Origin of the sequence: Rickettsiella endosymbiont of Aleochara curtula, from assembly GCF_964030935.1 — a bacterium.
Lineage (GTDB): Bacteria > Pseudomonadota > Gammaproteobacteria > Diplorickettsiales > Diplorickettsiaceae > Aquirickettsiella.
On record NZ_OZ034990.1, the window covers coordinates 522,729 to 545,076 of the forward strand.

Consider the following 22,348-nt stretch of genomic DNA (forward strand, 5'->3'; position numbering starts at 1 on the left):
TTTTATATGTTAAGGCTCAGCAAACTAACCGACTATGCCGTGGTCATCATGGCATATTTATCACAGCATCCTGGAATTGCCATTAATGCTAAAAGCATTGCCGAGCATACTGGCATCTCTTTGCCTACCGCTAGCAAATTACTGAAACGCTTAAGTCATGAAGGCCTTTTGCAGGCTAATCGGGGTATTAAAGGGGGCTACCAGCTCGCCTATCCGGCGACGGATATTTCACTGGGAACCGTGATTCAAACATTGGAAGGCCAAATTGCTCTTACCGAATGTAGCCATAACCTACGAGCTTGTGGCTTAGAAAAACAGTGTACGATCCGCGATAACTGGCGTAGGATTAGCGCCTTTATTCAATCGACGTTCATGCAGATTAGTTTGGCGGACCTCATCCAGCCACTTAAGCCGAGCCAATTAGAAACAATAACAAGCTACCCTCTTTTGCAACCAGAGAACACCCCATGACCCAAGTTGCTTTAAACAAATTATTACAACAAGATTATCAACATGGCTTTGTCAGTGATATCGCGTCGGATACTTTACCCTGCGGCCTGAATGAGGACGTTATTCGTCATATTTCAGCGAAAAAAAATGAACCTGAATTTTTGTTAGCTTGGCGTTTAAAAGCCTACCGCCATTGGTTAACGTTAACCGAACCGCACTGGGCTGATTATATGCATTATCCCGCTATCGACTACCAAGCGATTAGCTATTATTCGGCACCCAAAATAAAAAAACAGCTAAATAGTTTAGATGAAGTCGATCCGGAGTTATTACGTACTTATGATAAATTGGGTATTTCGCTTAGAGAACAAGAACGCTTATCCAATGTTGCGGTAGATGCGGTCTTTGACAGTATTTCTGTCGCTACTACGTTTAAAGAAAAATTGCATACGATGGGAATCTTATTCTGTTCCTTTTCCGAAGCTGTGCAAGAATATCCCGAACTGATTAAAAAATACTTAGGCACCGTTGTACCCTATACCGACAATTTTTATGCCTGCTTAAATGCAGCAGTGTTTACCGATGGATCCTTTTGCTACATTCCACCGGGCACACGCTGTCCGATGGAGTTATCCACCTATTTTCGAATTAATGCCGCCAATACTGGCCAGTTTGAACGCACCTTGATCGTCGCCGATGCAGGCAGCTATGTCAGTTATTTAGAAGGATGTACCGCGCCACAGCGTGATGAAAACCAATTGCATGCTGCTGTGGTTGAGTTGATCGCGCTAGATCATGCACAGATTAAATATTCAACGGTGCAAAATTGGTATCCTGGCGATAAAGATGGCAAAGGTGGGATTTATAATTTTGTCACTAAACGTGGCCATTGTCGCGGCGTGCAGTCAAAAATTTCTTGGACACAAGTCGAAACCGGCTCAGCCATTACTTGGAAATATCCAAGTGTTATTCTGCAAGGTGATGCTTCTGTCGGCGAGTTTTACTCGGTTGCACTGACCAACCATAGACAACAAGCCGATACCGGAACCAAGATGATACATATTGGTAAAAATACTAAAAGTACCATTTTATCGAAAGGAATTAGTGCCGGCCATGGTCAAAACAGTTATCGTGGTTTAGTTAAAATAGCAGAAACAGCCGATAATGCGCGTAATTATACGCAATGCGATTCACTTTTAATTGGCGGTAACTGCAAAGCACATACCTTCCCTAGTATCGAAGTTAAAAATCCAAGTGCACAGATAGAACATGAAGCCTCGGCTTCGAAAATTAGTGAAGATCAACTGTTTTATTGTTTACAACGCGGCCTAGATAGTGAAGAAGCACTTTCATTGATCGTGAATGGTTTTTGCAAAGCAGTATTTAAAGAATTACCCATGGAATTTGCTGTCGAAGCACAGAAATTATTGGGTTTAAGTTTGGAAGGTAGTATCGGATAATTAATTACTCATTTTATGCACAGTAAAAAATATAGAAAATCCGTCATAGCGAGGCCGAAACGAAGTGGCGGCCGTGTCTATCCAGAAAAAAATAAGACTTTCAATGGATTGCCGCGCGCTACGCGCTCGCAATGACAATTAATATTTAACGCTCGCAATGACGATTAATTTTGCGCTCGCGACGAAAAATTTTAAGTGTGTTTAATCTATTCATTTAATGATAAGACGAAGAAAAATATGTTAACTATTAAAAATCTACACGCAGAAATCGATAACAAAAAAATATTACAGGGAATTAACCTACACATAAAACCCGGTGAAATACACGCGATCATGGGCCCTAATGGTTCGGGTAAAAGTACTTTAGCCAATGTTTTAGCCGGACGTGGCAACTACACACTCGCGGGCGAAATTAACTATTTAGGTGAAGATTTAACTCAGCTGTCACCTGAGCTGCGCGCACGTGCCGGATTATTTTTAGCGTTTCAATATCCCGTCGAAATTCCCGGCGTCAGTAATGTTTACTTATTGAAAGCTTCGTTAAATGCTATCCGTAAAGCGCGCGGTGAAACTGAACTTGATGCCATGGATTTTTTAAAACTGATTAAAGAAAAACTAAAATTTGTCGAAATGGATCAAGATTTTCTGTATCGATCGGTCAACACCGGCTTTTCGGGCGGTGAGAAAAAACGCAATGAAATATTGCAAATGGCACTATTAGAACCCAAATTAGCTATTTTAGATGAAACCGATTCTGGTTTAGATATTGATGCCTTAAAAATAATTGCGCAAGGCGTGAATAATCTACGTTCTCCACAACGCGCTATGGTATTAATTACACATTATCAACGTTTGCTCGATTACATTAAACCGGATCATGTACATATACTGGCGGGTGGAAAAATTATTCGTTCGGGTGACTTTTCTTTAGCACAAACCTTAGAAAAAGAAGGTTATACCGCTATTTTACAAGAAGAATCGTTGGTGTAGAACATGTTAAATAATAATAAAAATCATGATGCTAACGCGATAGCCCATTACACAAGCGAATACCAACGCGTTGAAAATGAATTAATTGGTTATGATCAAAAATATTTAAGTCGATTACGACGGGATGCATTAGCGCAATTCTCCACACTCGGCTTTCCTAGTAAAAAACACGCTGATTGGAAATACACGTCTTTAAATACCTTACGTCAAACTCCCTATTCTATTACACCTAAGCCATGTCACCTCGATACAACAACATTAGATTTACCTTGCAGTGATTATCGCTTAGTGTTCGTCAATGGTTTTTTTGCTGCACATTTATCCTCGATAGCAGTGCTAGCGGGTAATAGTAAAATAAGCAATTTAGCTACGATGCTGGATCAAGAACCCGAACAATTAAGTGCAAGCTGGAAACCTAACGCAGTAGTAGAAAAAAATAGTTTCACGCATTTAAACACCGCCTTTTTTCAAGATGGTGCGTATATTTATTTGGCGGCTAACACGCATTTAAATTCACCGATAGAAATTCTGTTTATCAACACCGATACAACGCCGCAGCGTTTTATTGCATTACGCAATATCATTATTGCTGAAGAAAATAGCCAAGCCATTATCGTCGAAAAATATATCGATATGACGCCGGAAAATAACGCGCATTATTTTCTGAATACGGTAACAGAATGTCGTTTAGGCGCCAATAGTCATATTCAACATTACAAAAGCATCACCGAAAGTAAACCAGCGCAACATGTGGGCCATCTTTGTGTGACACAACAAAAAAACAGCCAATTTTCTGCCTATTCATTAGCTTTAAGCGGCCTGTTAATTCGTAGCGATGTCTCGGTTAAATTATTGGCGCCGCAGGCACATTGTCAATTAAAAGGTCTTTATTATGCTTCAGACCGGCAGCAAGTCGACCACTGTACGCAGATCGAGCATGTTAGTCCGCAGACCAGCAGCGAAGAATTTTACAAGGGTATTATTGATGAACAGGCCCGTGCTAGCTTTAATGGTAAACTAATAGTACGCGAACGAGCTATCTTATCCAAAGCGCAGCAACTGAATAAAAATTTATTATTGTCAGCGCATGCCGAAGTGAATAGTAAACCACAGCTAGAAATATTTACCGATGATATTCAGTGTACGCACGGTGCGAGTATCGGTCAGCTCGATAAAGATGCACTATTTTATTTACGTGCGCGTGGATTAACGGCAGCGGAAGCGACGGATTTACTCGTTAAAGCCTTTATCCAAGACATCATCGAACAAATGCCATTGTTTAGAAATGTTATTTTACCTCGTTTAATTAAAAACACGTATGAAAACGTTTGACGTAAAAAAAATAAGAGCGGATTTCCCTATTTTACAACAAAAAATAAAGGGTAAGCCTTTAGTGTATCTGGATAATGCCGCGAGCACACAAAAACCTAACTCGGTTATCAAACGTTTAGATTATTTTTATCGTCATGAAAATAGTAATGTGCATCGCGGTATTCATACTTTAAGTGAATTAGCTACTGAAGAATTTGAAAAAAGCCGTGAAAAAGTTCAACAATTTATTCATGCAAAATCTTTTGCCGAAATTATTTTTGTACGGGGCACGACTGAAGCTATTAATTTAGTCGCGCAAACCTATGGTCTAAGCCAGATCCAAGCGGACGATGAAATAATTATTTCGCATATGGAACATCATGCCAACATTGTACCTTGGCAAATATTATGCGCGCAAACCGGCGCCAAACTTAAAGTTATTCCGATTAATGATGCCGGTGAGCTGATCCTAGAAGAATACCAACGTTTACTTAATCCAAAAACCAAACTGGTCGCGATATGCCATATTTCCAATACCTTAGGAACCATTAATCCTATTAAACAAATCATCGAGTGGGCCCATGCTAACAGCCCCGAAACCAAAGTATTGATCGATGGTGCACAGGCGGTGGCGCATCAAAAAGTAGATGTGCAAGCGTTAGACTGCGACTTTTATACCTTTTCTGGGCATAAATTATTTGCGCCGACGGGTATTGGTGTTTTATATGGTAAACAAGATTTATTATCCGCCATGCCACCCTATCAAGGCGGCGGTAGTATGATTACCGAAGTGCAATTAGAAAAAAGTTATTACCGCGAACCGCCGTATAAATTTGAAGCTGGCACGCCGCATATTGCCGGTGCTATTGGCCTAGGAGCTGCCATAGACTATCTTAATCAATTAGATTTTGAGGCCGTGCACCAGCATGAACAACAGTTACTCGATTATGCGACAGCGGGTATAAAAACCATAGCGGGATTGCATTTGATAGGCACCGCTAAACAAAAAACAGCCATTTTGAATTTTACGATTAGCGACTCACGTGGGATGCGCATCCATGGACATGATATCAGTGACGTTTTGAATACCGAAGTCGGCGTTGCTGTGCGCGCCGGTCAACATTGTACTATGCCGCTCATGCAACGTTTTAATGTCGATTCTACGGTACGCGCCTCGCTAGCGTTGTATAATAATAAAGAAGATATTGACGCCTTAATCAGCGGTTTACAGACTTTAAAACAATTGTTTAAATAAAAATAAAAGACCTCATGCCTAAGCAAGTGATAGGCTTGCGTTCGAGGCAAACGATAACCGAGGACCGGAGTTTACCTAAGTAAATGGGGACCGTAGAGTAGCGTTTAACGATGAAATCGAGCCTGTAACGCAGGTTATGAAAGAGGTCTAAGATGATGTCAGATTTACGTGAACTATACCAAGAAATGATCCTAGATCACGGGCGTAACCCGCGGCATCATCATGCAATGCCTTTGGCAAATCGGCAAGCCGATGGTTACAATCAATTCTGCGGCGATCGTTTAACGGTCTATCTTAAAATAGAAGGTGATAAAATTACATCGATTAGTTTTCAAGGCTCAGGTTGCGCCATTTCAATGGCATCCGCCTCTTTGATGTCGGAATTATTGTCTGGAAAAACGCTCAGCGAAGCAGAAACTTTGTTTGAAATTTTTCATCAATTATTGACTAATGAATCCACACCCGATCAATTGCACGATCTCGAAAAATTAGCCATCTTTGCAGGTGTTAAAGCTTATCCCGCGCGCGTCAAATGTGCCACATTGGCTTGGCATACTTTACTCGCGGCGTTAAAACAGAAAAATGAATTAGTTTCTACCGAAAAATAAAATATTCTCGCCTTATTGCTAACAAGCAACAGAATTACCATTTAAAACGCAAACATTGGTACCCGTTAAGGTGATAAGCCCTCCTGATGCCTGCCTTATAACAGAGGCGGGACTACCTATAACGTCCATATCTACTCCATTTAAAGTAATTGTGGCAGTGTTGCTTGTAGCTAATCCGATAGCTTGGTCTGCATTATCAGTTAATACAATCACGTTCACATTACTACCGGTTATTGAACTGTTATTGATAGCCTGTATTCCACGCAGAGTGCCAGTTCCATTCACATTAACTAAATTTGCAGTCGCTAAATTAAGCGTACCACTTCCTTCAGTAGAAATTCCTGTCGAATTATCTCCCCCTTGATTAACATTAATTTGGCTTCGACTCAAAATGATATTACTGCTGCTACCTGGACTACTCAAAAGTCCAACGGCACTGATCGCACCTGCTGCATTCATAGTTATCGAACTATCCGTAAAGTTAACCGGGCCACTCCCTTCAATGATGTAACCATCTGAAGTGTCACCTGCTGTCACATTAAGCGTACTTCCACTCACTAAGATCGAACCCGCTCCCCCGGTATTTAACCCAGTGAAACCACTCCCGCCAGTAAAGTTTTGCGTGCTATTGTTTATGGTAACATTTCCATTTCCAGTTGAGTCAAATCCAAAAGAATCATCACCTCCAGTGAAGGTCAATGTGCTATTCAAGAGAGTAATAATCCGGTCGCCTCTGACATCTATTCCAAAAGAATCATCACCCGCTGTGATATTAAAGGCGCTATTATTAATAATATTAAGATTTCCGGTTCCTGAACTACCCAGTCCAATGGTGTCGTCTGCACCTGTTACATTAATAAAGCTCGCATCGAAAGTAATATCTCCACTTGCTGCCGGTGTATCCGTAAATCCTACAATTGCATTTTGACCCGGAGCATTCACATTAATTTCGCTGCCTTCGCTAAATATGACAGGACCGGAACCTTCATAATAAAAACCAACGGCGACATTGCCACTCCCAGTCAGATTTACTGAGCTTGCGCCACTTACGGTTACTGTACCGCTTCCTACACTGGCTAAACCAAAAATATTCATCGCTCCAGTTACATTGATCGAACTGGCGTCACTGAGCACAAAGTTTCCGCTTCCACTCGTAGAGATTCCAATTAGATTATTTCCTCCTGTTACATTGACCGAGCTTCCTTGGATAACGTTGAGAGAACCACTACTCGATGAATTAATACCCACTATGTTGTCCCCGCCATTTACGTTGATTGTGGAAGGATCCACCGTCAAACTAGCAGAATCTGCAAGGCTTGCGCCTGAATTAGAGGCAAACACCATACTGCTGGTAAGCTTGGCTTGCGTATTACCTGAAAAAGCTAAGCCCGTCGCAAAAGGATTCGCCATGCTACCAATTTGACTATTATTTATTAAAACATTACCTCCGGTAGCGCTGACTCCGGGTCCAGTTGCTGTGCTTACCGTTGGTAAAAGAATAATGTCATTTAAGCTATTATTACCTTCCAAAATAAATCCTCCATTAAAAGTTGAAGGTGACGTTCCTGGCGTAGCAGCGATGCTTTGACCGGTTCTGATCGTAACTGGATTTGTTCCTCCGGGGACGTCTAAAGCCGAATAAGTTCCCCCGCCAAAAAACATTCTCGTATTCGGAAGCAACGTTGCTAAGGTTTGTGTACCTTGATTAGTGAGATCAGTAGGACCACAAGGATTCTCAAAAGTACAATCAGCCAATGTCAAACCCATGCCACCATTATTAGGTGTCCCTGTTGGACTAAAAAAAGCATCATCATCCCTATTAGCAGGCACGATCAGACCTAAGAATTGGGTTTTCTTCTGACTAGGTATGGTCGAACCACGGCCTAGTTCAGCTAAATTGCGTTCTACTGGATCGGTAATTCGTTCTTCAATACTTGGGTCACTACGATGCACATGTGTGCCACCCAATTCGAACCCTATACCCAGTGCACCGACACTGCGTCGTAAATTATCGTAAGTATAATTAGCGAAAACTTTAATATTTTGATCCAGCCAATATTCCAAGCCAACAGCGCCCCCTAAAACATTATTAGTTTCTGCCGGACTAAAAAAATAACTGCCTACATAAGCTTTTAAAGGAGTATTGGGGAAAAGTTGATACCCAAATTTCACATCCGCACCATTCCCTGCATGTTGTGTTACGTCGAATAAGTAAAATAATTCAGAATGTCCAGTAAACTCATCAAAGGATAAAAAGCTTGAAACAGCTTTATTACGATCACCCATGGCAAGATATCCATTGAGATGGGCATCCCAACGTGAGCCTAAGGCTTCTATACCTGGATTAAGCACCCACAAACGCGCATTATTATCAATTCGACTATATCCCCCAAATAGATAACCGCCCAATATCGCCGCGTTATTTTTAACCCATCGATATCCTACTCCCAAATCGGCATAGCCTTGTGTATCACTTCCATAAGCCAATGCAGGGTCGATATAAAAATTATGCTCAGCATCCCCTTTTAAAGGCAGCATTAAATCAGCTTGGCCTACGAGATAGTTAGTGCTCGTATAACCGTCTGCTGAAAATCGAGCCGGTAACGAAGAAAAGGTGTAGGCTGAAAGGGGTGCAGCATTTGCGTTTAAATAAAATACACTAAATCCTAAAGTGATATTAACGAATAAATACCAGGCTATCCTTTTCAAGGGTATCTCTCTAAGTGAATAATGAATTTTAAAAAGTCTATTCAATCAGAACTCTAAAATAAGAGTTAAGGATAGAAGCTATCGATAAAATTATCAAATAGGCTTGCTCACTCCTGTTAATCTATCTATCCTACTCACTAAGCAAAATAACTTAATTCATTATGATCATGCTCACCTATCCACTCTCAGAAGAATCGATTAAACAACTTACCCAGCATATTATTGAAGCACTCAAAGGCATTTATGATCCAGAAATTCCGGTTAATATTTATGATTTAGGCCTCATTTATCAAATTTTTATCGATCCACAAGGTATGGTAAAGATTGAAATGACCTTAACGTCACCGGGTTGTCCGGTAGCACAAACCTTTCCCGGCACGGTGGAAAATGTGATCAATAATGTAGCCGGTGTTTGCGAGACGCAAGTAGAATTAGTCTGGGATCCACCTTGGACCAGCGAAAATATGTCCGAAGCGGCCAAATTGCAATTAGGCATGTTGTAAATTCTGGAGAGAGAAAAGTGGCAAATTGGGTTGATGTCATCGATGCAGCAAGTTTTCCGGTGGGTAGCTATCAAGTATTTGATTGGAATGGACTATCTTTATTAGTTTTCAATCTTAATGGCGAATTTTATGCCATTAAGAATTTGTGCACGCACGAAGATCAATCCCTGGAAGGCGGCGAGATAGAAGGAGAAGAAATTATTTGTCCTTGGCATGGCGCTGGTTTTTGCATTAAAACCGGTGCTGCAACCCGTGCACCCGCTTTCACAGGCATTAAAACCTTTCCTGCGCGATTAATCGATGGCAAAGTCCAAGTTGCCATTGATGCATAAATTCTAATGTGAAGCTGACTTATACTTCAAAGTGTACAGTGTTTTAACTCAGCTTGTGTTGTGCAATTATCTTTTCCTGCCTTACCATTAAAAAATAGCAGTTTGGCTTGGCTGGCTGCCAAAAAAGTATCCTGAATAGACTTAGGTTCTTTTAATGTTTTTATTTTTCCTTCTATATTCTCCAATTTCGCTTTATTTTCTGACTCCTCTTTTTTAAGCAATTGAATCTGCCGATTAACATAACCCTTTATTAGGAAATCTTCCCAAGATTTACTAAAGTTCTTAGAAAGTTCATTAAGCATTCTTTTTAATGCATTAATAGCCGATTCTAGATTTTGAATGACTTGACCAGTTTCCCTTTCTTGCAATCTTAACTCTAACAAGCGTCTTTCGAACGCTTCAGGTTCTAGATATATTTCCTGGGTGGATAGCATCTCTATTTTAACTTCATTTTTTAATTTTACGTATCCATAGTGATGTATTTGTCGATTAATTAATTTAATCTCGGCATTAATATCCTCTTTAGTAAAGGGGTCATTCTTATCGCCATCTAATTTTTTCATTGTATCTTTTGCTGCTATAAAAATCAGCAAGGAAGCTTTCAGATGGTCAACCTTAATTACAATTTGAGCAATTCGTGTTTTTAATTGTAAAATTTTTTCGGTATTTTGGTTCGCCGTAACAATTTCCGAATCATCTAACTGTTCTAGATTGGAAAGTTTTCCAGTTGACTGCTCGCCATTTGTCTGGATTTGAAATGTGACATGCTTTACTTTTTTCATTTATTATTCCTTTAATAAATGCGCATCTTAAATTTCGCGGTATTTTATGTCAATTAAAAACCCTTTGGACTTTGATTAGTGTAAAAACATGTCATCTATTCATATTTACATTTTTAATTGCTAAGTCCTTTGGTTAATTTTTCACTACCAGATGAAGTTCCAGCTTCTGAAAACTTTCCGGAATCTGAAAGTGCATTAAAAAAAAGGTTTAGATCTTTTTTCAAAAGTCTTGAAAGATTTTCGCTAGTCGATGCATTTCTTTTTGCCAGCTTTTCTTTTTGAATTTTTTCTGCATCGGCTATGGTTTCAGGAATATTTGATAGATCTAATTTAACTTGATTAGTAATACCTATTTTTTCCAATTTTTGGTTTGACAAGAGTAGCTTTTCTAAGTTTATGCGTTGACCATCTCCAGATATATGAGAAGTTTCTTTTCCTAGGGGAGAAGAAATATATAATTGATTAAATTCTTTTCCGCTAAATCTAAAAGTTGCTGAACCACCATCTCTATCACAAGAATAATCATCAGGATCGATCGAAACTTCTTCCCAATCAGCATGATTTTCTTTTATCCAAAAACTTTGGGTAGAGTTTGTGCAGAAAATAAATATCTGTTTCCCTTGAGTTTTTTGAGGATCGGGTTGCAGCAAATGAAGTGGTTTAAAGGTTGAGATATTTTCTTGTGCTTGTGCTTTGAGCATATGAGTTTACCTCTTGTTTTAATTTAATCTATTTATATTAAAATAATTTAAAAATATTCGTCAAGGATAAATTGATCATTTCAATACCGACCACTTTCTATGCTCAATCTCGATATAAAAAAGCTATTCACAATTAAAATACAAAGCCTAAGCGCATCGTTTAATTTTTGAACAGATGCTACGCGTCCAATCCCATAAACGTGTTCAAAAGCTTTTACACATATTTTTACACAGCTTTACCACAGAAACTGTGCACAGCGTGCATCTAAGGTCATATCTTTCCATCCGATTCCATGACACCCATTAATCGCTTCAACCAAATAGGTAAATTAAAATTTTTATCTAACACACCATCGATAGAAAATTCATCCGCTCCTAATACGACATAACTCAAAATAAATACGCTCCACATCACCGGATATTCCCAACCACCGCCAGGTAATGCCCAAATAAAACCCTTTAAAAAGTGATGGCCGATTATGGTGGCAACAATTAAATATAACGAAGTACCTATCGCACCCACGCGCGTCAACAACCCTAAGCCTAAAGAAATGACACCCGCTAATTCGCATAAACCTGAAAATCGCACAAAAAGCGTTGGATCCATCACATTCAGATGCATGAAAGCGGTGACATCCGTTTGAAAGGGAACACGTCCGGCAAATAGTTTTTCGGTGCAATGGGCAATCAGATCAAAGCCCACATAAAGCCGGATAAAACTCAGATGCCATTCATAAGCAGACATTTCAAACATCTCTTGGGGCGTACCCCGTAAAATAATCGGTCTTTTTTTAACATCATGATAAGCAATATAAAGAAATAAAATCGCCAAACACAATAAACTAATAATTATCGGTATCATCGGCACAAAACATTTATGTAAACCTAAAATCCGTAATACCGATAACACACTAAATGTTGCAAGCAAAAAGGGGATGCAAATATAACGATACATCAGACACAGCGCGATAATGCCTAATAAACTTAATAGGACAATAAAAAAAGTAGGATTGGCAGGAATACTATGATACGAGAAAGCTAGAATAATTAAGCTTAGAAACATTCCTAGAAGTGCGAGGGATACCAACGACGAATAGGCTTGTTTGTACATGGTTGCTCCAGAAATTAAATTAACTATAAAATGTTTATTATGACCTTCCTGTGTCAAAATTGAGCATGTAATTCATCAAGCTTTTTTTCCTCCATTTCTACAAATTATTAAAATTTTAGTATAGTTTTTTATTTTTAAAAACCTAGAAGGGTTAAGATGACTGTCCTTAATTGATAATTTTATAGTAAGCACTCAATTAACGTTACAAAAAAATCTACTTTTAAATTGTTTGAATTCCAGATATGCTTCAAAAGCAGTATTTTACAAAAAGGTTACTCTATGAAAATAAATAAATTAAAAACCATAACGACGAAACTCAGCATGCTTAGTTTATTTTGTACTTTATCCGTGCAAGCGACAACTTGCCCGACATTGAATGAAATACAAATAACTTGTACTAAAGAAAAAAACTATAATGTTTGCTCTTTCTCAGCTAATTCCCAAGGAACTATTTGGTCAGACACTGATAAATATACAGGCATTGACCTACCCGGAAAAATTACTCATTTTGTAGACGTTGAGGTTAAAACGAACACACCTATTAAAAAGGGAACAATATCTGGAAAGCTGAATAGTTGTGTTTATACAACAAAAGACGGTCTTGAAATATTCTTAGATCCAAAAATAAATAAAGTCACTATCCAGTTAGATGGAAATTGGAAAAAAGATAAACACAAAATTTATTATTGTAATAAAAATATTGAAAATTGTAAGTTTGAGTTTATAAGTTAATGGAAATTCTTAATTTATAAAACTGTAAATCCTGCAATAAATTTTATTGCAGGAAATTAGATTTACAAATTTACGTTGAAAACATGATGCTGGTCATTAAGTGTTATGCGGGAAAAATGGCATCAATAAATTGCCTACCAATATTAAGTTTACATTGTGCATCGATTTCACGCACGCCGGTAGGACTAGTAATATTTATTTCGGTCAAATAATCACCAATAACATCTAAACCCACAAATAATAAACCTTTTTTTCTTAAAACAGGCCCCACTTGTTGGCAAATCCAAACATCGCGCTCACTTAATTTGACCGCCTTACCTATTCCCCCTACGGCCAAATTAGCACGCGTTTCACCGGGCGCTGCAATACGCGCCAACGCATAAGGAATAGCTTCGCCATTGATCATTATGATCCGTTTATCTCCGAAACGCACTTCAGAAATGTAGCGCTGTACCATCATGTAAGATTGATTATTATGGGTTAAAGTTTCTAAAATGACGTTACAATTTGGATCATTGTCGCGCACTCTAAACACTGATTGACCACCCATACCATCCAGCGGTTTGGCGATGATATCGTGGTGTTGCAACAAAAATTCTTGCGCGGTTTGGATGTTGGATGTCACTAAACTGGGAGGACAACAATCAGGAAAATTTAATGTAAATAATTTCTCATTAAAATCGCGCAAACTTTGTGGACGGTTGGCGATTAATACGCCTTGTTGCTCGGCCTTATCCAGCAATTGCGTCGCATAAATATATTGCATATCGATCGGTGGATCCTTACGCATCAAAATCACAGATAAGCTATCTAACGCCTGTATACTTTCTTTGCCACACTCAAACCAATGTTTCGGATCATCTTGGACTTGCAAACTGCGCATGCGTGCACAAGGTTTATCATGGATTAAAAAAAGATCCTTGGCTTGCATATAAAAAATCGGCCAATCACGTTGCTGTGCAGCTAACAATAGGGCCAGTGTGGTATCTTTTTTAGGATTAATCCCCTCGATGGGATCCATAATCACGCCCAGTGGCTTACGCATGTTTTACTCCGCTTTCTTTAAAACTTCGGCTTGTTCACGTGCCGCTGCTAATAGCGCCAGTCGTGCTATCACTCCATATACATAAAACCGATTCGCGCATTTTCCTTTTTGTTGTCCTCTAGCGTCTGGAACGTTACACGCTTGTACAAAGGGTAAAGGCTCAAATTGCATACCCGGTGTATTCAGATTGTCACTGACACCGCGGCCGGTATGCACACGATAAAATCCGCCGACTACGTATTGTCCTAACATATACACTACCGGTTCAGCCACCGCATCATTCCAGGTTTCGAAAGTATAAACGCCTTCTTGAATGATCACCTTATCGATGGGTCGACTACCTTTAGAAACCATCATATCACTACGTTTTTTACGATTCAGTTGTTGGATTTCTTCGGGTTCATGGATAGATAACACACCCATTCCGTAAGTGCCTGCATCCGCTTTAATAACTACATAAGGTTTTTCTTTAATATGATATTGCCGATATTTTTTTTCAGTTGCTTGCAAGATTTCCTGGCTTTTTTCGAGCATGCAGGCTTCGCCTTCACGCTGCATAAAATCCACACCCTTACAATGTGAAAAATAAGGTGTAATCAACCAAGGATCGAGATCCAATAATTGGGAAAATTCTTGTGTCACCTGTTCATAATGACGAAAATGATTCGATTTTAAACGACTATGCCACCCTAAATTTACATTAGGTAGAATAGCTTGCTGTATTCCTTGTAATATTTCAGGAATACCTGTGGCTAAATCGTTATTTAATAGGATAAAACAAGGTAAAAAATCATTCACTCGGATCTGATCGGCTTGCCGATGTATGGGTTCTAGTTTTAAGGAGCCACCTGACTCTAACGTAATCTCTTTGGTCGCTTTGATGTCTTCTAATAAGGATCCGATTCTGACTTCAAAACCGGCTTTACTTAAAATATCTTGTAAGGTAAACAGATTTTCAAAATAAAAATTATTCCGCGTATGATTTTCAGGAATTAATAAAATACGCATACATCCTGGCGCTAAACGTTCTAAGGTTTCTTGTGCCGCTTGTACTGCCAGCGGAATAAAGTCTTCACTCAGATTATTAAATCCCGCTGGAAATAAATTCGTGTCAACCGGCGCTAGTTTAAACCCGGCATTGCGTAAATCAACCGAGGAATAAAAAGGCGCAGGTGTTTTACGCCATTGTTCACGTAACCAATTTTCAGTGGTGGTTTGTGCAGCCAGTAAATGCTGTTCTAACTGATGGAGCGGATCTAAACAATGTGACGCTAAACATGGGATCTCATACCGATTTTCTGATGATTGTGTCATCCAGCTAACCCCCAATAAAGAAAAGGACTTTTTTAGTCTATCTTAACCAAACTACTAAAAAAGTCCTATCAGCATTTTAAACCTATACTCTTGGCATTTGAATTTTTATCTGCGTTGCCCCGCAATTCGCAATCCTCACGTATATTAATTAACGAGGGTTGCTGCATTCTCCCGGGGTCTTGCCAAATATCCAATTGTTGTAAGCATACTTTCTCTATCACCAAGTATAGGAAAATAAATTTTATTTACCTAAATTGGCGGCCGTTGGTTTAACGTCAGCTACCTGTTGTTCAGCTGCTTCTGTATTGCTGGGATCTTGAATAGTCGCTTGAGAAAAGAATCGGATAATATTTTCGATTCTTCTTACTCCTAAAGCTCTTTCTGTTCCTCCCACTGCCCCTTCTATGGTGTCTGATATAATGGATTTATCAGTTATTTTTTTCACCTGTTGCTCCCAATAATCGGAAAGTTCTTGCATTTTAAAAGATGGTTTTTCAGTTGTTGGAACCTTCTTCAATAACGCGTCAATAAGCATTTCACCCGCCACAGCATCTTTGACGCGATCGGCAACTTGCAAAGCTGTTTCACCGTCGTGAGTTTTGATAGTCACATCTGCTCCTTTATTCAGAAGCATTGCTATAACTGGCAATGTTTTTACATAACCATGAGTTACTTCGCTATATAGCCCAATAACAATGTGTAACGCAGTTGCGCCGTCATTATCTTGGTGATTAATGTTTATTTTATGTTCTAAAAGCTGTTCTATATTACAAAAGCTATCGGTATACACCGCTAAAATTGCAGCGGGAAATAAAAGGGTTTTACCACTGATATTGCTAGTATCAACCTTTATTCCTTCATGCAAAAGCTCTTTAAAAACCCTAGAACTGCCACTTCTAGCTGCTTCCTGTAATTGAATAAATTGATTTAAAGCCTCCAATTTTTCACTTAATCCTTCATCCGGTAATATCTGTACTGTAAATGATTTTTCTGGAACAGAAATTAATGCTCCTGTTGCTATACGATATTGAGATAAAAACTTTTCGCAGTCAGCTTTAAACTTTTCAAATTCATTAAACTCTAAGTTACTATGAAATTTAATCTTGTAAGGAGACGAATCAGAACCATCCCCTACTATCATGCAATCTCTATCCAATGCTCGAGAGAATAATTCAGTCAATTTATTGGTATCCATTAAAATATTCCTTTTTTTTAAAAAATTATTGTATTATTAATCCACAATCAGCTGAACAAAATTGCGGGTGAATTCTCAGTATACACAACCTTCGATTGACGCTGAAAATATTCTTGTAATATTTTAAAAATTTTATAAAAAAAATAAATTCATTGAAATAAATATTTGAAAAAAATAGCCGATAAAAAAAACATGGCTTCAAAAACTAGGCTTAAGCGGCTATAGTAGCTTTTTATTCAGACTCTGCATGAGCATGACTTTTTTTCAACGGCTTGGTCGTTTTTTGCTCGGTAAACCCCGTAACCCCTTAAATCCTAACGCGCAACGCAATATTGCATTGGTGGCCTTTTTGGCTTGGGTCGGTCTGGGTGCAGACGGTCTTTCGTCTTCTTGTTACGGTCCTGAGGAAGCTTTTATTGCTTTAGGTCCGCATTATAGTTCTTTAGGTTTGTATATTTCCATCGCCACGATACTGACGGTTTTTGTCATTGCCTTAGCTTACAATCAAGTCATTACCCTGTTTCCTAGTGGTGGTGGTGGTTACAAAGTGGCCACGCAATTGTTGGGCCCCCATGCAGGCTTGGTTTCTGGTGCAGCCCTGATCGTGGATTATGTCTTAACCATTGCTATCTCGGTGGCGAGTGGTATTGATGCTTTATTCAGTCTATTACCTCACTACTTTCTGCATTATAAATTGTTGACTGCCGCTGGCGTTATTATCCTGTTAATTACACTTAATTTACGTGGCATGAAAGAATCGATTAAGGTGTTAATGCCGATTTTTCTAGGCTTTGTCGCTACGCACTTTTTTTTAATTATTTATGGTGTCATTGTACATAAAAGTACGTTACCGACAGTGTTTTCGGATACTTTAAGTAATACCTTAGAAATGTCCAAGCAAACCGGTTGGTTATTTATTATTGCTTTATTACTACGTGCTTACTCATTAGGTAGCGGAACGTATACCGGGATCGAAGCCGTCTCTAACAATGTAAATCGTCTCATGGAGCCGCGCGTGCGAACTGGGAAGTGGACTATGTTTTATATGGCGCTCTCCTTAAGCTTCACCGCCGGTGGCATTATTTTACTGTATTTACTCTGGCATGCACATCCGGTGTATGGCCAAACCTTAAATGCGGTGGTATTCCATAAAATTCTGGGTGACTCCGCTCTCGCAAAAGCCATGTTAACAATAACCTTATTGCTGGAAGCAGGTCTGTTATTAGTCGGCGCAAATACCGGTTTTTTAGCGGGCCCCAGTGTATTAGCCAACATGTCGATCGATAGTTGGTTACCGAATCGTTTTCGTCATTTATCCAGTCGTTTAGTCACACAAAATGGCGTGATAGTTTTTGGTATCGCCGCCCTACTTATTCTTTGGATGAGTGGCGGTAGGGTTTCTTGGCTAGTCATTCTGTATAGTATGAATGTGTTCTTAACTTTTTCTTTGTCTATCCTAGGTTTGTGTGTGTATTGGATTAAACAGCGCAGCAATGCTTCTCCCCATTGGTTGAGTCGATTAATTTTTTCTGCTTTTGCATTCTTGGTAACTTTTAGCATTTTGATTGTCACATTGATATCTAAATTTACCTTTGGTGGCTGGGTAACGGTCGTTATTACCAGTTTTGTTATTTTTATTTGTTTATTAATTAAAAAACATTACACCATGGTGTTTAATAAATTACATGATATCGACTTACTAATGACCAGCACACCCTTAAAAACACCCAATGCAGTCACGCCCTTACAACCCAAGGAAGCCACTGCGGTCATTATGGTCGGAAAACATCGTGGAATTGGCTTGCATAATCTATTGTGGATACTGCGTATGTTTCCAAATCATTTTAAAAATTTTGTATTTGTTAACGTGGGCATCGTCGATGTAGAAAGCTTTAGTGCGAAAAAAGAATTGACCACCCTGCAAAAAAATACCAATGAAATGTTGGATTATTTTGTTACTTATTGCCAAGAACAAGGCTTAGCTGCAAAAGGTTTCACCGCCTATGGCACGGATCCGACTGAAAAATTAACTAACTTATCCAAAAAAGTTATTAAAGAATTCCCGCATTCGATCTTTTTCGCCAGTAAACTCATTTTTAGTAAGGATAATTGGATCACTCGCTTACTACATAATGAAACAGCGGTTATGCTACAACGACGTTTACACTTGCTAGGCGTACAACTGGTCATTTTACCCATGAAAATAGATTAACATGACAAAAAAATCCGCTCCGGAAAAAACTCCAGCCAATATCTTGCAACAAGATCCAGAAAGCGTGTTAGCGTTTATTCAAAACAAAGTGCAACAATTAACAAAACTGAATCACATCTGGCAAGCTGAGATTTCTGGCGATCTCGCCGAACATACGCGTGTGGCTAATTTCCGTGACGGTTATTTAATCGTCGAGTGTGATAGTGCGGCTTGGGCCACACGTTTACGTTATACATTACCCGATATAACCCAAAAATTACTTAAACATCCTGATTTGCGTGATTTAACGCATATTGAATGGAATATACAACCTCAGTTTCACGCGCCTAACATTCAATTAAGCCAACTCCCTCCGGTGCTATCCCATGCTAGCGCAGCATTACTGAAAAATGCTGCAGATAATATACAGGTTAAACCCTTACAAGAAGCATTATTACGCATCGCTCAGCACGAAAAATAACGTTGTCGGCTTACACAGTAATGTAATTTGCTAAACTTAAACCTGCTATTTTGCATCGTGACTACTGATAAGATTATCATAGGGAACTAAGTGTTTTTTATAGAGTTTGGTTAAACCCTCGCCGTTATCACGCCAATCGCGCTGTAATTCAGCCGAGAGCGCAAACCACCCCATAGGAATAGCTCCGGCGTGTATCATACGACTAAGCGCCGCTTCTCGTATTGACTTATTCAGGGTTCCCGAAGCATCTACCACTATATAGACGTCATATCCTTCACTTAATGCAGCTAATGCGGGAAATGCTACGCAAACATCCGTTACGATGCCCGCAATAATCAGTTTTTTTCGACCCGTTGCTTTGACCGCCTTTACAAAATCTTCATTATCCCAAGCATTGATTTGCCCAGGTCTAGGAATAAAAGGAGCATTCGGAAATTCCTTTTTTAATTCAGGTAAGAGTGGTCCATTAGGGCCTTTTTCAAAACTTGTTGTTAATACAACTGGTAAATTATATAACTTACCGATAGCCGCCAAAGCTAAAACATTATTTTTGAATTCATCATATTGATAATCTCTCGCTATCTGCATCAAGCCAGTTTGGTGATCGATCATTAATAATGCTGCGTTTTCTTTAGACAAGCGATTATCACCTACTTGTCTTTTGGCACACAGATTCGCAGTGTTCATTTAATCCTCCATGATTAAGATGTTTTAAAAAATATGTTTATTATAAGCATAAATTAGGTAAATAACTATCCCTATATAAAGCTCATAAACTTCCCTCTTCTTCTGACCATCCCGCTTTTACTTTTACCCAAAGCTCTAGAAAAACTTTTTTGCCAAAACAGGTTTCCATATCCAGACGTGCTTCAGTGCCGACTTTTTTTAGTAGTTCTCCATTTTTACCAATAATAATGGCTTTCTGACTGGAGCGTTCGGTCCAAATTATTGCAGAAATTTTAATTATTTTTTTTTGCTCAGCAAATTGTTCGATGCTGACGGTTAACCAATAAGGCAGCTCTTCGTATAAACTACGCATTAATTTTTCACGAATAAATTCAGCCGCCAAAAACCGCTGACTACGATCCGTGAACTGATCCGGTGGATAAATAAATTCAGCGACAGGTAATGCCTGAGCTATCACTTTTTCTAATTCATCAACATTTTTACCTTTTTGTGCTGAAACGGGAACGACCGCTAAAAAAGGCATTTTTTCATAACAGGCTTGTAAAAAAGGCAGCAACCGACTCTTATCTTTTATTTTATCTATTTTATTAACAATTAATAGCACTGGGTGTTCTTGTTTTTTTAAGCGTTCTAAAATAGCCTCATCCTCCGCGGTCCAACGATTAGCTTCGATAACAAAGCCGATAATATTCACATCGATTAAGGCATTAATAGCCGCTCGAACCATCGCGCGGCTTAGACGGCGTTGCGTATTGGGGTGTATACCGGGTGTATCGATATAAATAGTTTGCGTCTGCTCTGCTGTTTTAATCCCTAAGATTTGATGCCGAGTAGTTTGCGGTTTAGATGAAGTGATGGTTAATTTTTCACCTAATATTTTATTCAGTAAAGTAGACTTACCGACATTTGGACGTCCAATAATGGCTATAGTACCGCAATGGCTTGCTAGATTTTTCATGTGCTTATTATTTATGAGGTTTTATAAGTTGATTCCAATTCAGCTAAGATCTTTTCTGCGGCTTTCTGTTCAGCGCGACGTCGGCTGCTGCCGATACCAACCGCTTTATTGGGCAAACCATGTAGTTGACACTCAACCTTGAAAGACTGCTGATGCGCGGGTCCTTCTAAAGCTAAAATGGTGTAAACCGGCAAAGGTAACTTTTTGGCTTGTAAATATTCTTGCAAACGCGTTTTAGGATCTTTCAGATCAGGAATGGTTTCGACATTTTCCAAACGATTTTCATACCAACGCAGTATGCAGTTCTCACAAGCCTGAAAACCACCATCAAGATAAATTGCACCGACCACGGCTTCCATACCATCGGCTAAAATAGATTTACGTTGCGCACCACCGGTTTTTAATTCACCTGCGCCTAAGCGTAAATATTTACCTAATTCAAATTCTTGTGCAAGATCAGTCAGCGTTTCACCGCGCACTAAATTAGCACGCAATCGACTTAATTCACCTTCGCGTGCTTTAATATTTTGTCGAAATAAAGCGGCTGCTATGACAAAATTAAGTACCGCATCGCCTAAATACTCTAATCGTTCATTATTTTTATTGCCACGAAAACTACGGTGGCTCAGTGCATCTTCCATTAGCTCAGGATTTTTAAATTGGTAATTTAATTTTTCACATAAAGTTGCTATTTCTGCTCTCACTATTGCCTCTTAAAATTAAAAAACCCATCTAATGGATACGCATACCCAATCGTTCCCATCGAACTCGGTGCTGCTCATTATCCCAACTAAAAAATACCCACATAGCCTTCCCGATGAGATCTTTTTCAGGCACAAAACCCCAATAACGACTATCTAAACTATTATCTCGATTATCACCCATAACAAAATAATTTCCTGGTGGTACAGTCACCGAAAAATCGGTCGCTAATTGATCAGGGCGTAAATAAATCTCATGTTGAACACCTAATAAATTTTCAAGTTTCAGCAATACCGGCCATTTTTCATTCGCACCATCTTGATCGGTTTGTTCCCCGAGTAAGGTTTGCGGAGCAAGCTGACCATTGATGGTTAATACTTTATCTTTATAGATAATAACGTCACCCGGTAAACCAATTACACGTTTAATAAAATAAGTAGAAGTATCTTTAGGCCATAAAAACACCACAATATCACCGCGTTTGGGTTCACCCATGGAAATAATTTTTTTATGTAATACGGGTAAGCGTATGCCATAACTAAACTTATTTGCAACAATAAAATCACCTATTAATAGATCGGGTTTTTCCGAGCCCGAAGGGATACGGAAAGGTTCGGCCAAGAAAGAACGTAATAATAAAACCAAGAGTAAAATAGGAAAAAAAGAGCGTGCATATTCAATCAACACCGAAGGATGAGCAATTTTTTTTCGTTTTCGTATGGGCGCAAAAATGAGTATGTCTACCAAAGCAATGGCACCTGAGATGACTACCGCTGTCGTCAAAAAAAATTCAAAATTAAAGCTCATTATAGTCACTCTATATGTGTAGGA

Annotated in this window: 22 protein-coding genes; 11 read left to right on the plus strand and 11 right to left on the minus strand. The window is 39.0% G+C overall.

Going from position 1 to position 22,348, the window contains the following annotated elements; genetic code table 11:
* The first annotated feature begins 6 nt into the window (after positions 1-6).
* From AAHF87_RS02215 to sufU, 6 genes are all read left to right on the plus strand, one after another.
* Positions 7-471: an SUF system Fe-S cluster assembly regulator gene (locus AAHF87_RS02215; protein WP_342146717.1), complete on the plus strand. Its 465-nt coding sequence runs from the start codon at positions 7-9 to the stop codon at positions 469-471.
* Positions 468-1,910: a Fe-S cluster assembly protein SufB gene (gene sufB / locus AAHF87_RS02220; RefSeq protein ID WP_342146718.1), complete on the plus strand. Its 1,443-nt coding sequence runs from the start codon at positions 468-470 to the stop codon at positions 1,908-1,910. The genes AAHF87_RS02215 and sufB overlap by 4 nt, the downstream gene beginning before the upstream one ends.
* A gap of 237 nt (positions 1,911-2,147) precedes the next feature.
* Positions 2,148-2,900, plus strand: a complete 753-nt coding sequence (gene sufC, locus AAHF87_RS02225; RefSeq protein ID WP_342146720.1) for a Fe-S cluster assembly ATPase SufC — start codon at positions 2,148-2,150, stop codon at positions 2,898-2,900.
* A 3-nt stretch (positions 2,901-2,903) separates the two neighbouring features.
* Positions 2,904-4,232 carry a Fe-S cluster assembly protein SufD gene (gene sufD / locus AAHF87_RS02230; RefSeq protein ID WP_342146722.1) on the plus strand — a complete coding sequence of 443 codons (1,329 nt, stop codon included), beginning with the start codon at positions 2,904-2,906 and terminating at the stop codon, positions 4,230-4,232.
* Positions 4,219-5,466 (plus strand): cysteine desulfurase, encoded by a 1,248-nt coding sequence (locus tag AAHF87_RS02235; RefSeq protein WP_342146724.1) that lies wholly within the window; start codon positions 4,219-4,221, stop codon positions 5,464-5,466. The genes sufD and AAHF87_RS02235 overlap by 14 nt, the downstream gene beginning before the upstream one ends.
* Before the next feature lie 152 nt (positions 5,467-5,618).
* Positions 5,619-6,074: a Fe-S cluster assembly sulfur transfer protein SufU gene (gene sufU / locus AAHF87_RS02240; RefSeq protein WP_342146725.1), complete on the plus strand. Its 456-nt coding sequence runs from the start codon at positions 5,619-5,621 to the stop codon at positions 6,072-6,074.
* An 18-nt stretch (positions 6,075-6,092) separates the two neighbouring features.
* Here the strand turns inward: sufU and AAHF87_RS02245 are convergent, their stop codons facing one another.
* Positions 6,093-8,783 (minus strand): histidine kinase, encoded by a 2,691-nt coding sequence (locus AAHF87_RS02245; protein ID WP_342146726.1) that lies wholly within the window; start codon positions 8,781-8,783, stop codon positions 6,093-6,095.
* Between the two features lie 161 nt (positions 8,784-8,944).
* Here AAHF87_RS02245 and AAHF87_RS02250 point away from each other — a divergent pair, with 161 nt between their 5' ends.
* Together AAHF87_RS02250 and AAHF87_RS02255 are read left to right on the plus strand one after the other, a co-directional pair.
* Positions 8,945-9,286 (plus strand): SUF system Fe-S cluster assembly protein, encoded by a 342-nt coding sequence (locus AAHF87_RS02250; protein ID WP_342146727.1) that lies wholly within the window; start codon positions 8,945-8,947, stop codon positions 9,284-9,286.
* Positions 9,287-9,303: 17 nt separating this feature from the next.
* Positions 9,304-9,618 carry a Rieske 2Fe-2S domain-containing protein gene (locus AAHF87_RS02255; RefSeq protein ID WP_342146728.1) on the plus strand — a complete coding sequence of 105 codons (315 nt, stop codon included), beginning with the start codon at positions 9,304-9,306 and terminating at the stop codon, positions 9,616-9,618.
* Positions 9,619-9,644: 26 nt separating this feature from the next.
* Here the strand turns inward: AAHF87_RS02255 and AAHF87_RS02260 are convergent, their stop codons facing one another.
* The 3 genes from AAHF87_RS02260 to AAHF87_RS02270 form a co-directional block, all read right to left on the minus strand.
* A complete protein-coding gene (locus AAHF87_RS02260; RefSeq protein WP_342146729.1) occupies positions 9,645-10,400 on the minus strand; it encodes a hypothetical protein in 756 nt (251 codons plus the stop codon).
* A 113-nt stretch (positions 10,401-10,513) separates the two neighbouring features.
* Positions 10,514-11,101 carry a hypothetical protein gene (locus AAHF87_RS02265; protein ID WP_342146730.1) on the minus strand — a complete coding sequence of 196 codons (588 nt, stop codon included), beginning with the start codon at positions 11,099-11,101 and terminating at the stop codon, positions 10,514-10,516.
* A 271-nt stretch (positions 11,102-11,372) separates the two neighbouring features.
* A complete protein-coding gene (locus tag AAHF87_RS02270) occupies positions 11,373-12,212 on the minus strand; it encodes a DoxX family protein (protein ID WP_342146732.1) in 840 nt (279 codons plus the stop codon).
* Positions 12,213-12,491: 279 nt separating this feature from the next.
* Between AAHF87_RS02270 and AAHF87_RS02275 the strand changes: the two genes are divergently transcribed.
* Complete coding sequence (locus AAHF87_RS02275; RefSeq protein WP_342146733.1) at positions 12,492-12,944, plus strand: hypothetical protein; 453 nt, start codon at positions 12,492-12,494, stop codon at positions 12,942-12,944.
* Positions 12,945-13,047: 103 nt separating this feature from the next.
* Here the strand turns inward: AAHF87_RS02275 and gshB are convergent, their stop codons facing one another.
* The 3 genes from gshB to AAHF87_RS02290 all read right to left on the minus strand — a co-directional run bounded on the left by gshB (position 13,048) and on the right by AAHF87_RS02290 (position 16,498).
* A complete protein-coding gene (gene gshB / locus AAHF87_RS02280) occupies positions 13,048-13,989 on the minus strand; it encodes a glutathione synthase (protein ID WP_342146735.1) in 942 nt (313 codons plus the stop codon).
* Between the two features lie 3 nt (positions 13,990-13,992).
* A complete protein-coding gene (gshA, locus tag AAHF87_RS02285) occupies positions 13,993-15,303 on the minus strand; it encodes a glutamate--cysteine ligase (RefSeq protein WP_342146736.1) in 1,311 nt (436 codons plus the stop codon).
* A 241-nt stretch (positions 15,304-15,544) separates the two neighbouring features.
* The gene (locus tag AAHF87_RS02290) at positions 15,545-16,498 is read right to left on the minus strand and encodes an ankyrin repeat domain-containing protein (protein WP_342146737.1); all 954 of its coding nucleotides are present in this window, start codon (positions 16,496-16,498) and stop codon (positions 15,545-15,547) included.
* Between the two features lie 247 nt (positions 16,499-16,745).
* On the opposite strand from AAHF87_RS02290, the gene AAHF87_RS02295 reads away from it, so the two are divergent.
* Together AAHF87_RS02295 and AAHF87_RS02300 are read left to right on the plus strand one after the other, a co-directional pair.
* On the plus strand, positions 16,746-18,710 hold the full coding sequence (locus AAHF87_RS02295; protein WP_342146739.1) for an APC family permease: 1,965 nt from the start codon (positions 16,746-16,748) through the stop codon (positions 18,708-18,710).
* Between the two features lies 1 nt (position 18,711).
* Positions 18,712-19,170, plus strand: coding sequence for a DUF721 domain-containing protein (locus tag AAHF87_RS02300; RefSeq protein ID WP_342146740.1), 459 nt, complete (start codon positions 18,712-18,714; stop codon positions 19,168-19,170).
* Positions 19,171-19,215: 45 nt separating this feature from the next.
* Here AAHF87_RS02300 and ycaC read toward each other — a convergent pair whose 3' ends face one another.
* The 4 genes from ycaC to lepB form a co-directional block, all read right to left on the minus strand.
* The gene (gene ycaC / locus AAHF87_RS02305) at positions 19,216-19,857 is read right to left on the minus strand and encodes an isochorismate family cysteine hydrolase YcaC (RefSeq protein ID WP_342146742.1); all 642 of its coding nucleotides are present in this window, start codon (positions 19,855-19,857) and stop codon (positions 19,216-19,218) included.
* 82 nt (positions 19,858-19,939) lie between these two features.
* Positions 19,940-20,815 carry a GTPase Era gene (gene era, locus AAHF87_RS02310; RefSeq protein WP_342146743.1) on the minus strand — a complete coding sequence of 292 codons (876 nt, stop codon included), beginning with the start codon at positions 20,813-20,815 and terminating at the stop codon, positions 19,940-19,942.
* A gap of 11 nt (positions 20,816-20,826) precedes the next feature.
* Positions 20,827-21,519, minus strand: a complete 693-nt coding sequence (gene rnc / locus AAHF87_RS02315) for a ribonuclease III (RefSeq protein ID WP_342146744.1) — start codon at positions 21,517-21,519, stop codon at positions 20,827-20,829.
* A 28-nt stretch (positions 21,520-21,547) separates the two neighbouring features.
* The gene (gene lepB, locus AAHF87_RS02320; protein ID WP_342146746.1) at positions 21,548-22,324 is read right to left on the minus strand and encodes a signal peptidase I; all 777 of its coding nucleotides are present in this window, start codon (positions 22,322-22,324) and stop codon (positions 21,548-21,550) included.
* Positions 22,325-22,348: the final 24 nt, after the last annotated feature.